The sequence below is a fragment of the Bacillus sp. FSL P4-0334 genome (genome assembly GCF_038004825.1).
Lineage (GTDB): Bacteria > Bacillota > Bacilli > Bacillales > Bacillaceae > Bacillus > Bacillus velezensis.
This window is the reverse complement of sequence record NZ_JBBORX010000001.1, coordinates 3,424,262-3,437,709: the sequence shown is the minus strand read 5'-3', so window position 1 is coordinate 3,437,709 and position 13,448 is coordinate 3,424,262. Positions and strand designations below refer to the sequence as shown.

At 46.3% G+C, this 13,448-nt stretch carries 12 protein-coding genes; 11 read left to right on the top strand and 1 reads right to left on the bottom strand.

The features are described from left to right. The first annotated feature begins 180 nt into the window (after nucleotides 1-180). The 11 genes from panB (at nucleotide 181) to NSQ37_RS17320 (ending at nucleotide 10,574) form a co-directional block, all read left to right on the top strand. Nucleotides 181-1,014 (top strand): 3-methyl-2-oxobutanoate hydroxymethyltransferase, encoded by an 834-nt coding sequence (gene panB, locus NSQ37_RS17370; RefSeq protein WP_012117845.1) that lies wholly within the window; start codon nucleotides 181-183, stop codon nucleotides 1,012-1,014. Between the two features lie 3 nt (nucleotides 1,015-1,017). After that, a complete protein-coding gene (gene panC / locus NSQ37_RS17365; RefSeq protein WP_069007169.1) occupies nucleotides 1,018-1,878 on the top strand; it encodes a pantoate--beta-alanine ligase in 861 nt (286 codons plus the stop codon). Nucleotide 1,879: 1 nt separating this feature from the next. Further along, nucleotides 1,880-2,263, top strand: a complete 384-nt coding sequence (gene panD / locus NSQ37_RS17360) for an aspartate 1-decarboxylase (RefSeq protein WP_003153510.1) — start codon at nucleotides 1,880-1,882, stop codon at nucleotides 2,261-2,263. Between the two features lie 121 nt (nucleotides 2,264-2,384). Further along, nucleotides 2,385-5,171 (top strand): ATP-dependent DNA helicase DinG, encoded by a 2,787-nt coding sequence (gene dinG, locus NSQ37_RS17355; RefSeq protein WP_253612891.1) that lies wholly within the window; start codon nucleotides 2,385-2,387, stop codon nucleotides 5,169-5,171. A gap of 147 nt (nucleotides 5,172-5,318) precedes the next feature. Beyond that, a complete protein-coding gene (locus NSQ37_RS17350; protein WP_003153512.1) occupies nucleotides 5,319-5,489 on the top strand; it encodes a YpmA family protein in 171 nt (56 codons plus the stop codon). A gap of 9 nt (nucleotides 5,490-5,498) precedes the next feature. Next, a complete protein-coding gene (gene tseB / locus NSQ37_RS17345; RefSeq protein WP_122504092.1) occupies nucleotides 5,499-5,984 on the top strand; it encodes a cell wall elongation/penicillin-binding protein regulator TseB in 486 nt (161 codons plus the stop codon). A gap of 22 nt (nucleotides 5,985-6,006) precedes the next feature. Next, the gene (locus NSQ37_RS17340) at nucleotides 6,007-7,188 is read left to right on the top strand and encodes a pyridoxal phosphate-dependent aminotransferase (RefSeq protein WP_020955983.1); all 1,182 of its coding nucleotides are present in this window, start codon (nucleotides 6,007-6,009) and stop codon (nucleotides 7,186-7,188) included. Between the two features lie 134 nt (nucleotides 7,189-7,322). Continuing rightward, entirely contained in the window at nucleotides 7,323-8,615 is a 1,293-nt protein-coding gene (gene asnS / locus NSQ37_RS17335) for an asparagine--tRNA ligase (RefSeq protein ID WP_012117840.1), read from the top strand. A 94-nt stretch (nucleotides 8,616-8,709) separates the two neighbouring features. Beyond that, entirely contained in the window at nucleotides 8,710-9,408 is a 699-nt protein-coding gene (gene dnaD / locus NSQ37_RS17330; protein WP_003153516.1) for a DNA replication protein DnaD, read from the top strand. Nucleotides 9,409-9,426: 18 nt separating this feature from the next. Further along, on the top strand, nucleotides 9,427-10,086 hold the full coding sequence (nth, locus tag NSQ37_RS17325; protein ID WP_007612187.1) for an endonuclease III: 660 nt from the start codon (nucleotides 9,427-9,429) through the stop codon (nucleotides 10,084-10,086). Next, on the top strand, nucleotides 10,083-10,574 hold the full coding sequence (locus NSQ37_RS17320; protein ID WP_032870046.1) for a YpoC family protein: 492 nt from the start codon (nucleotides 10,083-10,085) through the stop codon (nucleotides 10,572-10,574). Before nth ends, NSQ37_RS17320 begins: the two co-directional genes overlap by 4 nt. Before the next feature lie 77 nt (nucleotides 10,575-10,651). Here the strand turns inward: NSQ37_RS17320 and NSQ37_RS17315 are convergent, their stop codons facing one another. Continuing rightward, entirely contained in the window at nucleotides 10,652-13,435 is a 2,784-nt protein-coding gene (locus tag NSQ37_RS17315) for a PBP1A family penicillin-binding protein (protein ID WP_122504091.1), read from the bottom strand. Between the last annotated feature and the right edge of the window lie 13 nt (nucleotides 13,436-13,448).

Here is a 13,448-nt window from a genome sequence, read left to right as displayed (position 1 = left end):
ACCCGATCAGCAGAACAGAGATTACGAAAAGTCTGCCTTGATCCAAAAAAGGACTGGGACAGAGGGATGACATTCGCCGAACGTTAAACAAGTGGGAATCCTTCTTATTTTACAGAAGGCTTTTTTGCTTGCGAAGAATTGGCGGCTCATCTCCTCACCGTTTAGAGGAGGAGAAACAGAATGAAAACAAAACTGGATTTCGTGAAAATGAAGGAAAACGGAGAGCCGATCGTGATGCTCACCGCTTACGATTATCCGCAGGCAAAGCTTGCGGAACAGGCGGGAGTCGACATGATTTTAGTCGGGGATTCGCTCGGAATGGTCGTGCTCGGACTCGATTCAACAGTCGGCGTAACGGTCAGTGACATGATTCACCATACAAAAGCGGTAAAACGCGGTGCGAAAAATACGTTTATCGTAACTGACATGCCGTTTATGTCTTACCACCTTTCAAAAGAGGATACATTGAAAAACGCCGCGGCCATTATTCAGGAAAGCGGCGCGGACGCGTTAAAGCTGGAAGGCGGAGACGGCGTTTTCGAATCCATCCGCGCGCTGACTCTCGGCGGAATTCCCGTCGTCAGCCATTTAGGCCTCACACCGCAGTCTGTCGGCGTATTAGGCGGATATAAAGTGCAGGGAAAAGATGAGCAAAGCGCGAAAAAGCTCATTGAAGACAGCATCAAATGCGAGCAGGCGGGAGCGATGATGCTCGTGCTTGAATGCGTGCCTGCTGAACTGACTGCTAAAATAAAAGAAGAAGTATCCATTCCCGTCATCGGAATCGGAGCCGGTTCAAAAGCGGACGGCCAAGTCCTTGTCTATCATGACGTCGTCGGCCACGGCGTGGACAGAACACCGAAGTTCGTGAAGCAATACGCCAAAATCGACGGCACGATTGAGTCGGCCCTCAGCGGTTACGTCCGTGATGTGAAAGAACGGGTTTTCCCGGAAGAAAAGCATTCCTTTCAGATAAACCAAACTGTGCTGCAAGGCTTGTACGGAGGAAAGTAAGCGATGAAACAACTGACAGAAACTCAACAGCTGAAAGAATTAATTGCACAATACCGCTCAGAAGGCCGGACGATCGGATTCGTCCCGACAATGGGTTTTCTTCATGAAGGACATCTGACGCTGGTTGAAAAAGCAAGCAAAGAAAACGATATTGTTGTGATGAGCATCTTTGTCAATCCGACTCAATTCGGACCGGGCGAGGATTACGAAGCATATCCGCGAGATTTAAAGCGCGATGCCCGGCTTGCAGAACAGGCGGGGGCAGATGTTTTGTTTACGCCGTCTCCAAGTGATATGTACAAAGGCGAGCAAAATGTTGCCGTGCAAGTGAAAAGGAGAACTGACGTGTTGTGCGGCGCCTCCCGCGTCGGCCATTTTGACGGAGTGGCCACTGTGCTGACGAAGTTTTTCAATCTCGTTAAACCGACCCGCGCCTACTTCGGCCTGAAAGATGCCCAGCAGGCAGCGGTTGTGGACGGATTGATTGAGGATTTCTTTATGGATATCGAATTGGTTGCAGTGGACACGGTCAGAGAAGAAGACGGACTTGCCAAAAGTTCTCGCAACGTCTATCTGACTGAGCAGGAACGCAAAGAAGCGCCGATGATCTATAAAGCATTGCAGCAAGGCGCCGAACGGATCAGAGACGGTGAAAGAAATCCGGAAACCGTTATAAAAACCGTCACCGATATCATCGAAAACACAAGCGGCGTCATTGATTATGCCGAACTGTACGCTTATCCGGAGCTGACTCCGCTTAAAACATTAAACGGCAAGGTCATTCTGGCCTGTGCCGTCCAATTTTCTAAAGCCAGACTGATTGATAATATCATTATTGATATTGATGAATGGGAGAGATCATAATATGTACCGCACTATGATGGCCGGAAAACTGCACCGTGCTACCGTGACGGAAGCCAATTTAAACTATGTCGGCAGCATTACAATTGATGAAGATCTTTTAGATGCCGTCGGAATGCTCGCTAATGAAAAAGTTCAGATTGTGAATAATAATAACGGAGCGAGACTTGAAACGTATATTATTCCCGGTAAGCGGGGGAGCGGCGTCATCTGTTTAAACGGAGCAGCCGCCCGTCTCGTCCAAGAAGGAGATAAAGTCATTATTATTTCTTATCAAATGATGTCTGATCAGGAAGCAAAAAGCCATCAGCCGAAGGTGGCCGTTCTGGATGATCAGAATAAAATCGAGCAGATGCTGGGTCAGGAGCCGGCACACACGATTTTGTAAAAGAGCCCCCTTCATGGGGGTTTTCTTTTAAGATTTAGGGGCAAAAGCTGTTTTTCCGCTCCATTTCTCAACAAAACGTGTTACACTTTTCTCGTATGCAAGAATTGAGGTGTCCATTTTAATGAACAAACAACGGTTCGTTGTCATAGATGTCGAAACAACAGGAAATTCGCCGAAAAAGGGCGATAAAATCATTCAAATCGCAGCGGTTGTCATTGAAAATGGACAAATAACTGAGCGGTTTTCAAAATATATCAATCCGAAACAGGCCATCCCGCCGTTTATTGAACAGCTGACCGGAATTTCGTCCGGAATGGTTGAAAATGAACTGCCGTTTGAAGCGGTCGCGGAGGAGATTTTTCATCTGCTTGACGGCGCGTATTTTGTTGCCCACAATATTCATTTCGACCTCGGATTTGTCCGGCATGAACTGAGCGAAGCGGGCTATGAGCTGCCGGATTGTGAAGTGCTTGATACGGTTGAGCTTTCACGTATTGTTTTCCCGGGGTTTGAAGGATATAAGCTCGGTGAGTTGTGCGCGGAGCTGAATATTGTTCATGACCGACCTCACCGCGCAGACAGCGATGCGGAGGTTACGGGACTGGTCTTTTTAGACATTTTACATAAACTGAAACATTTGCCTTTACCGACATTAAAGCAGCTTAGAAGGCTTTCACAGCATTTTATCAGCGATTTGACGCTGCTTTTGGATTCTTTTATACATGAAAGCAGGCCGGCGGAAGAAAAGAGCTGCATTCCATACGCCTCTTTTTCGATTAAAGAGCCCGATCACATTCCGGTTTCCCGTCCGGTGAATGCGGACATTGACCTTGAAAAGTGGAACGAAGAAAAAGAACAGATCTTATCCGGCATCATCCCCCGCTATGAAAAGCGGAAAGGGCAGCTTTCGATGATGGATGAAGTGCTTGGCGCCTTCCGCAATCGGGAGCATGCGCTGATTGAAGCGGCACCCGGCATCGGAAAAACGATCGGTTATCTCGTTCCGGCTGTTTTATTTGCCAAAGCGGAACAAACTCCCGTGATTATCAGCACGTACTCTACTCTTCTGCAGCAGCAGATCATGTCTAAAGATCTTCCGCTTTTGGAGCGTATATTTCCTTGGCCGGTCAAAGCCGCTATTTTAAAAGGGAAATCACATTATCTGTGCCTGCCTAAGTTTGAACATATTCTGCATGAGGAAGATGACAACTATGATGCGGTTTTGACGAAAGCGCAGCTTCTCGTCTGGCTGACGGAGACTGAAACTGGCGACGCCGCTGAGCTGAATCTTCCATCAGGCGGCAGATTGCTGTGGGAGCGCATGGCTTACGATGAGAATTCTTTTTTTAAAAAAGGGAAGGACTCGGCTGCCGGGTTTTATGAACGGGCTAAAGAAAAGGCGCAGGCCGCAGATCTGATTATCACAAACCATGCTTTGCTGTTTTCAGATCAAAGCAGTGAAACGAAAAAACTGCCTGCAAGCGGAACGGTCATCATTGATGAAGCGCATCATTTCGAACGCGCCGCCAGCGAGCACCTGGGGAAGAGAGCTTCATACATCGGACTGCACACAAAGCTCAGCCGAATCGGCACCTTAAAGGAACACGGACTGTTAAAGCGGATGAGAAAACTGTTTTATACGTATGAACTGCCGGCGGAAAGTTTTTTTGACGCCGATGAGTGGATGAAGCATATTCAATCGGAAAGCGACGCATTTTTCAGTTCAGTGCATTCTTTTGTCAAACGAAGAAAACCTAAAGACGATTCGAACCGTCTCGTCTATAGTCTCAATCATAAAAGCCAGGATAAAGGGTTTCACATGATAACGGACGGAGCGGAGCGGCTTTGTGCGATGCTGGATCAGCTGCTTGACATGTTTTCAGTACAAGAGAAACTGTTACATCAAAAGCTTGATCAGATGAAAAGCGGAGCGGCTTTTTTAGCGGCCGAATATGTAAAGTGTATCAGGGGGCTGAAAGAATATCGCGATACGTTCAGCAGGCTGCTGTTTGAAAATGATGAGAAAGAAGCCGTTTGGGTTGAAATTGACGCGAAGGGCGCAAAAAATGCCGTCAGCATCTATGCGCAGCCTTTGGAGCCCGGTGAAATGCTGGCAGACCAGTTTTTCGCCCGCAAAAAAAGCGTTGTGCTCACATCAGCGACCTTAATGGTGGAGCATTCTTTTCAATTTATGATTGAAAGGCTCGGACTTGCGGATTTTTATCCGCGCACCAAAAGCATCCCGTCTCCTTTTTCTTACGATGATCAGATGAACGTCATCATTCCGAAAGAGATGAAATCCGTTAAATATGACGGAGAGCGGGAAGTCATTGAGCATATTGCCAAGTATGCAGAAATCATGTCAAAGGGAAAACAGCCGAAGATCCTTGTCCTGTTTACGTCTCATGATATGCTGAAAAAAGTGTATCAGGAACTGAAACTCAGTATGGAGATATCAGGCATTCAGCTTCTCGCCCAAGGTATTTCGGGCGGGAGTCCCGGTAAATTAATGAAAACCTTTAAAACGGCAAGCCGGGCGATTTTACTCGGGACAAATCATTTCTGGGAAGGCGTTGATTTTCCGGGGGATGAATTGTCAACCGTCATGATCGCAAGACTTCCTTTCAGGGCGCCTGACAATCCGCTTCATGCCGCAAAATGCGAATTTGCCAAGAAGCAGGGGAAAAATCCGTTTCAGACGATTTCCCTGCCTGAGGCCGTGTTAACGTTCAGACAGGGGATCGGGCGCCTGCTCCGTACGGCGGGAGACAAAGGAACAATCGTTCTTTTAGATCAGCGTGTAAAGACGGCGGGATACGGACGGCTGTTTCTTGAAGCGCTCCCGACTTCATCCCTTTTGGAGCTGACTGATGCCGAACTCGGGGCTTATGTCAGCCAAACGGAATAAAAGCCGCATAATCGCGGCTTTCGTGGTGTGGGATGAGGAATTGTTTTTATAGTAAAAGCGGGTTCATGCCGCCTTGTGATTTTATTATGCCGCGGGCGCATCCCGTTATGACTAACAAAATTTGTTCGACCGATGGAGGGTATAAAAATGGAAAGCAAAATTGAAATTCTGTCAACGATTAATGTGGAGCATTCAGATGATTTATATAAAATCGTCGATACTTTAAACCGGACTTTGAAACGGGACAATCTGATGTTCGGGCTTGCGCTCGACGAAGAAAATCAAAATGAAGCGGTCTTCACCATTTATCGCACATAGGTGAAAAAGATGAGAAAAAAAGCATTAATATTTACAGCCGTATTTGGTATTATTTTTTTAGCAGTTCTTTTATTTTCGGCCAGCATTTTTAAATCTGCAATGGCCCAAAAAGAAGAAGGCCACGACACAGCTGCCGCAGCCGCTAAAGAAAAAACGGATCTGACAGATGCTGAGAAAGTGGAGACCTTTGTCGGCAAACAGAAATATTATGTTGTTACCGGAACGGATAAACATGGAAAAGATATGTATGTATGGGTTCCGGCCGACAAAAAAGCAAAAATTCTCTCAAAAAAAGCCAGTGACGGCATTTCAAGCGGCAAGGCTGCCAAGATCGTCCGGCACGAAGGGCTTGTTTCCAAGCTGAATGGCGTTCACCCGGCGAGAGAAAACAATGTTCCGTTATGGGAAGTGACCTATATCAACAAAAGCGGGCAGTATAGCTTTAGTTATGTGGACTTTACAAGCGGCAAGATTCTCAAAAACATCACACCGTGAGACGTATTAGGGGGAGTTCAAGTTGAAATTGGCAAAAAGAGTATCCGCATTAACACCGTCTGCAACACTTGCAATTACTGCAAAAGCGAAAGAGCTGAAAGCAGAAGGCCATGATGTCATCGGCCTCGGAGCAGGAGAACCGGATTTTAATACGCCTCAGCACATTATAGATGCCGCGGTGCGTTCCATGAATGAAGGCCATACGAAATATACGCCTTCAGGCGGTCTGCCGGCGCTGAAAGACAGTATCGCAAAAAAATTCAAAAACGACCAGGGGATTGAATATAAGCCGTCAGAAATCATTGTCTGCACCGGAGCGAAACACGCTCTGTATACATTATTTCAGGTTATTCTCGATGAAGGGGACGAAGTGATTATACCGACTCCTTACTGGGTCAGCTACCCTGAGCAGGTGAAACTGGCAGGGGGGCGTCCCGTCTATGCAGAAGGGCTGGAATCCAATCAGTTTAAAATTTCACCGGAGCAGCTGAAGCAGGCTATCACCGAGAAAACAAAAGCGCTCATTATCAATTCACCGAGCAACCCGACAGGTGTTATGTATACGAAAGAAGAGCTTGCGGAACTCGGAAAAGTGTGTCTGGAGCATGGCATTCTGATCGTTTCCGACGAGATTTATGAGAAGCTTACATACGGAGGAAAAAAACACGTCTCAATCGCACAGCTTTCAGATGAATTGAAAGAGCAGACGATCATCATTAACGGCGTGTCCAAATCTCACAGCATGACGGGCTGGAGGATCGGCTATGCGGCGGGTTCGGAGACGATTATTAAAGCGATGACGAGCCTTGCGAGCCACAGCACATCAAATCCGACGTCTATCGCTCAATACGGCGCTATTGCGGCCTATAACGGTCCGGCTGAGCCGCTGGAAGAGATGAGACAGGCATTTGAGCACAGACTGAACACCATTTACGCTCAGCTCAGTGAGATTCCCGGATTCACCTGTGTCAAACCTGAAGGGGCGTTTTACTTGTTCCCTAACGCCAAAGCGGCCGCAGAAAACTGCGGATTCAAAGATGTCGATGAATACGTCAAGGCGCTTCTGGAAGAAGAAAAAGTCGCCGTCGTGCCGGGCTCGGGCTTCGGCTCACCGGACAACGTCCGTTTATCTTACGCAACGTCACTCGATCTTTTAGAAGAAGCGGTCGAAAGAATCCGCCGCTTCACAGAAAAACACAGCTGATTCTGAAAAAGCGGCTTTTAAAGCCGCTTTTCACTTGCATTGACCCCGTTAGAGTAGAACGGGTATAATAAAGTGATGAAAAAAGAGATTCAGGCAGATTCCTGAATGTCTTTCTTGTTCTGGAGGGAAAGAGTTTGAAAACAACAATCAACCAAGTGTATAAACACACAGGCGAGGAAGTAATGATTGGAGCTTGGGTCGCTAATAAACGCTCAAGCGGTAAAATCGCATTTTTACAGCTGAGAGACGGTACCGGCTTCATTCAGGGAGTTGTCGTCAAAGCTGAAGTAGAAGAAGACATCTTCCAAATCGCGAAATCAGTGACGCAGGAAACGTCACTTTATGTAAAAGGAATTGTGAAAGAGGACGAGCGTTCACCGCTTGGCTATGAGCTTGCTGTTACATCCATTGAAGTCATTCACGAAGCGACTGATTATCCGATTACGCCTAAAGAGCACGGTACGGAATTCTTAATGGATCACAGACATTTATGGCTCCGTTCGAAACGCCAGCACGCAATTATGAAAATCCGCAACGAAATCATCCGTGCGACTTATGAATTTTTCAACAAAGAAGGCTTCGTGAAAGTTGATCCGCCGATTTTGACGGGAAGCGCTCCGGAAGGCACGACTGAGCTGTTCGCGACGAAATATTTTGATGAAGACGCCTTCTTGTCTCAAAGCGGCCAGCTGTATATGGAAGCAGCTGCAATGGCGCTCGGAAAAGTATTCTCTTTCGGACCGACGTTCAGAGCGGAAAAATCGAAAACGAAACGCCATCTCATCGAATTCTGGATGATTGAGCCTGAAATGGCATTTGTTGAATTTGAAGAAAACCTTGAAGTTCAGGAGAATTATGTTGCATACATCGTACAAAGTGTGCTGGAACATTGTAAGATCGAGCTGAACACATTAGGTAGAGACACATCGAAGCTTGAACAAATCAAAGCGCCATTCCCGCGCATTACGTACGATAAAGCGATCGAATTCCTGAAAGAAAAAGGCTTTGACGATATTGAGTGGGGAGATGACTTCGGTGCGCCGCATGAAACAGCGATCGCAGAAAGCTATGACAAACCGGTGTTTATCACTCATTACCCGACGTCATTAAAACCGTTTTATATGCAGCCTGCCAAAGATCGTGACGATGTCGTGTTATGTGCCGACTTAATCGCTCCGGAAGGCTACGGGGAAATCATCGGCGGTTCAGAACGCGTTCATGATATGGATTTATTGGAAGAAAGATTAAAAGAACACGGTCTGGATTCAGATGCTTACAAATGGTATGCTGAACTCAGACAATACGGTTCTGTTCCGCACTCCGGCTTCGGCCTCGGACTTGAGCGGACAGTGGCTTGGATCAGCGGAGCGCCTCACGTGCGTGAAACGATTCCGTTCCCGAGACTTCTGAACCGTCTGTATCCGTAATAGTTTTAAAAAACGAAGTCTCCTGCAAGGGAGACTTTTTCTAAGTAAAGGGGAAAGCTCCCGGAGATAACCTTTTACAGTAAGAGGTGTAAGGATGAAAAAACAGCAATTTATAGATATGCAGGAACTCGGCATTTCAAGCATTCCCAACCTGCTGCTGACACATTACCGGCAGCTCGGGCTGAATGAAACCGAATTGATCCTGCTTTTGAAGATTAAAATGCATTTGGAAAAGGGCTCTTATTTTCCGACGCCGTTTGAACTTCAGTCAGGCATGTCCATCTCTGCTGAAGAATGTACAAGCTGCCTGAGAATGTTTATTCAAAAAGGTTTTCTGTTTATTGAAGAATGTGAAGACCATAACGGCATAAAGTTTGAAAAATATTCTCTGCAGCCGTTATGGGCGAAGCTGTATGATTACATGCAGCATTCACAAAACGAAACGCAGGAAAGAACGTCAGAAAGAGAACAAAAAAGCCTGTATACCATCTTTGAAGAAGAGTTCGGAAGACCGCTGTCGCCGCTTGAATGCGAGACGCTGGCCATATGGCAGGACCAGGATCAGCATGATGCGATTCTGATTAAACACGCCTTAAAAGAAGCCGTTTTATCGGGGAAACTCAGTTTTCGCTATATTGACCGTATTTTATTTGAATGGAAAAAGAACGGCTTCAAAACGGTTGAGCAGGCAAAGGCGCACAGCCAAAAATTCCGGCGTGTTCAAACAAAACAAAATGATCCGCAAAAAGAGTATACGAGGCAGGTGCCTTTTTACAATTGGCTGGAACAATAACATGAGAAGGGGAGAAACGTGTTAAATTTAAAGCAAATTGAATATTGTCTTGAAAAAATCGGCGATATGTTTCCGCACGCAGAATGTGAACTTGTCCATTCAAATCCTTTCGAATTGGTTGTGGCAGTCGCATTATCCGCGCAATGTACGGATGCTCTCGTCAACAGAGTGACAAAAACGCTATTTCAAAAATATAAACGGCCCGAAGATTATCTTGCCGTATCGCTGGAAGAACTCCAGCAAGATATTAAATCAATCGGCCTGTACCGTAATAAAGCCAAAAATATTCAAAAGCTGAGCAAAATGATCATCGAAGAGTACGGCGGAGAAGTGCCGAAAGACCGGGATGAGCTTGTGAATCTGCCGGGTGTCGGACGGAAAACGGCAAATGTGGTCGTGTCTGTTGCTTTCGGCGTACCTGCGATCGCAGTAGACACTCATGTGGAGCGGGTCTCTAAACGGCTCGGTATCTGCCGCTGGAAGGACTCTGTTTTGGAAGTAGAGAAAACATTAATGAAAAAAGTGCCGAAAGAGGATTGGTCTGTTACGCATCACAGATTAATATTTTTCGGCAGGTATCATTGTAAAGCGCAATCTCCCCGCTGTGCGGAATGTCCTTTGCTTCCGCTATGCAGAGAAGGGCAGAAGCGTGACAAAAAAGGGCTGGTGAAACGGTGACGGCGATTGACATTCTGGCAGGCTATGAAACATACCTGCGCAGCCTTACGGACTTGGAAAGCCTCGAGATCAAAACGGCGCTGCGCCGCCATCCGCTGTATATGGATTTCAGCGGTCAGCCAACCGTGCAGCCATGGAGGGAAAGGGGCGAATATGTCCCGTTTCTGTTTCAGATTTGGAATGAAACGAAAGAAACGCTGCTTCCCGTTTTTCAAACAAGAAAATCGAGATGTGATCAAAATGACATGCTGAAGGGAATTGCCTGTCTGATTGCCGCTTTTCACTGGACGGCAGGGGAGCGGGTCACATCACTCGACTGGACTGTGCTTGAAACAAAGCATTTTCCCGCCGAACCGATCAATTGGGCGGAGCGAATGGCGTTTATTTTAACGAAACCGACTCAATATCACTCGTTTATTCAGCTTGATGAATTGATGACGGAGATGAAGAAACAATATCATAAATATGAAGCCATGAACAAAGGTTAAAAACCTCCTTTTCTCATAAGGAGGTTTTTTTGTATGAAAAAAATCCTTCACCTGGTTGAGGTGAAGGATTTCGTCCGCTAATGAGCGGAATTTGACTGGATGGTTGACGAATTTGACTGCCCGTTGATATTTGAAGATGAGTCTTGGTTTTTGTCCGTTTGACCGTTGTCAGGTTTATTTGAGCCGTCTGAACCGGAATCGGAATCATTATCAGAGCCGTTATCTTGCTGTCCGTTGTTATCGGTCCCGTTACCGGGCTGATTCTGATTGTTGTTATCTGTTTGATCCTTATCGGATTGATCCTGATTTTTATCCGAGTCATCAGTTGGTGTTTGATCCGATCCGTCAGACGTATCTGTCTGATTGTCATCTGTGTTTGAATCATCGGTTTGCGTTTTGTCTTTGTCTTTATCTTCATCAGACTTCTGTTCATCGTCAGTCGCTTTATCTTTATCCGCATCGTCTTCTTCATCTTTCGGGACTTTGAAAGAAGCTGATGCCGTATCGCTTTTTCCGTCATCGTTTTCCGCTGTCACCTGGAAGCTGTATGTGGAGCCTGGTGTGACATCTGAGACGACGGCTTCTTTTGCTGAACTGTTTTGAATGTCACTGTAGCTTCCGCCGTCAACGGATTGTTTGACATTGAATGTTGCATCACCGTCATAATTCCAGCTTAAAGTTAATGATTTTTTATCTTTGTCGTATTTCACTTGCAATCCTGTCGGTTTATCGGCTTTTTCTTTCGTGTACGTTTTAGAAACGGCAGTTGGCTGCGTTCCTTTCACGAAGTACTCCGTCACTTTTTTATCATCCGGCGTATTCGGTCCGGCTAAAGCGGCAGGATTCGAGCCTTTCTCAACTGTTTCTTTGACGACGCTGTCAGGCTGCTTGAAGCTTCCTTTACCGTCATCAACGTATGAGATCAGCTTTTGGAAAATCCGTTTTGCGACTTGCTGGTCAGCAGAAGACAGTGATTTCTTGCCTGCTTTGTTGCCAGACTCAACTCCGGTCCAAACCGCCGCTGTATATTGAGGGGTGTATCCGACAAACCATGAGTCTGGGACTCCGCCCGGAGCAATGTTATATTTTTGAATGTCCTCTTTAGTAAAGTTGGTCGTACCCGTTTTACCGGCGACTTCCACGTTCGGCACCTGAGCCAGTTTACCTGTTCCTGATTCGACAGCTGATTTGAGCATATCGGTAATCATAAACGCTGTGTAGTCGCTCATAGCACTTTTCGGTTTCGGTGTTAAATCAAGCTTAGTGCCGTCATTAAATTCAATCGATGTGACCGCGTGCGGTTCGTTGTACGTTCCGTTATTTCCGAACGCACTGTAGGCGCCTGCCATGGTCATAGTAGATACACCGCGGTTACCCTCACCAAATCCCCCGATAGAGTAGGGTTCATATACTTGATCTTTGTTTAATCCCAATCCTAAGTCGTTTGCGAAGTCGACGGCATTATCTTTTCCTGCTGCTTGGTATGCTTTTAAAGCAGGAATATTACGTGAGTCTGCGAGGGCCTCTCGCATAGATATCTGCCCTCTGTATTTATTGTCCCAATCATGAATCGGTGTGCCGTTAGAGTACGTATAAGCCGAATCATCAATCTGCTCATACGTCGACCATTTTTTATTTTCAATGACCGGCCCGTAATCAAGAATAGGTTTTATCGTTGAACCGGGCTGGGTTTTACCTTGTGTTGCATAATTGAATCCCCCGGTAGTTCTGTTCCGTCCTGCTCCGATAGCGCGGATTTCTCCGTTTGTCGTATCAAGGAGGGTGACGCCGCCCTGCATGCCTTCCGAAAAGCCGGCTGTATCTCCGTTCATCAATTGATCAAGATAATCTTGTGCTTTCGTATCAAGAGTCGTGTAAATTTTTAATCCGTCAGTTGAAATATCGACGTCTTTCTTTTCTTTTGTCTCAATTTCTTTCATAACTTCTTCGACAAAAGCGCTGTATTTATTTGTGTCCTTTTTATCGTATTCCTTTTGGCTGACGACGCCTTCATCTTTCATGGACACTTTCTTTGCTTTTTGGTAGTCAGAATTTGAAATGAATCCTTGTTTTTCCATTAAGCTGAGAACGATGTTTCGGCGTTTTTCGGAAGCCTTCGGATTTTTAACCGGGTTATATCCGGTCGGGCTTTGCGGCATTCCGGCAAGCGTCGCCGCCTGTTCAACCGTAAGCTTGCTCAAGTCTTTTACGCCGAAGAATTCTTCAGCCGCTTTACCGACGCCGTAGGCGCGCGGTGAGAAATAAATTCTGTTTAAATACATTTCTAAGATTTCATCTTTAGAATAATGGCGCTCCAGCTGCAGTGAAAGCCACACTTCCTGTGCTTTCCGTTTAATCGTTTTCTGATGGGTCAAAAGCGAGTTTTTCACAACCTGCTGGGTGATTGTGCTTCCTCCCTCTGAACCGAATCCATCCGTAAAGTTGGCGACCAAGGCGCCTCCGATCCGGATCGGGTCTATACCGTGGTGCTTATAAAAACGGGCGTCTTCAGTTGCGATAAATGCTTCTTTCACAACATCGGGTATATCCTTAATCGGGACGTAGGTTCGTTTTTCACCGCCCACTTCCGCGATTTCTTTGCCGTTTTTATCGTAAATCGTTGAAGAGTAAGGCGTTTTCAGCTTGGCTTCGTCCAAAGACGGCGCGCCGGAAACCAAAACGGCAAATGCCGCCGCTCCGCCGACTATGCCAAGGACAAACAGAATAACCAAGGACAGCACAATCTTTTTGAATAAACCGCCTTTACGCTGTTTCTTGCCTTTTTTCGGTGAAGAGGGCTTAGTGCTTTTCATCTGCCTTGCCTTACGGCGTTCTTCACGGCTCGTAAATTGATCTGACATAACATCTCAACCT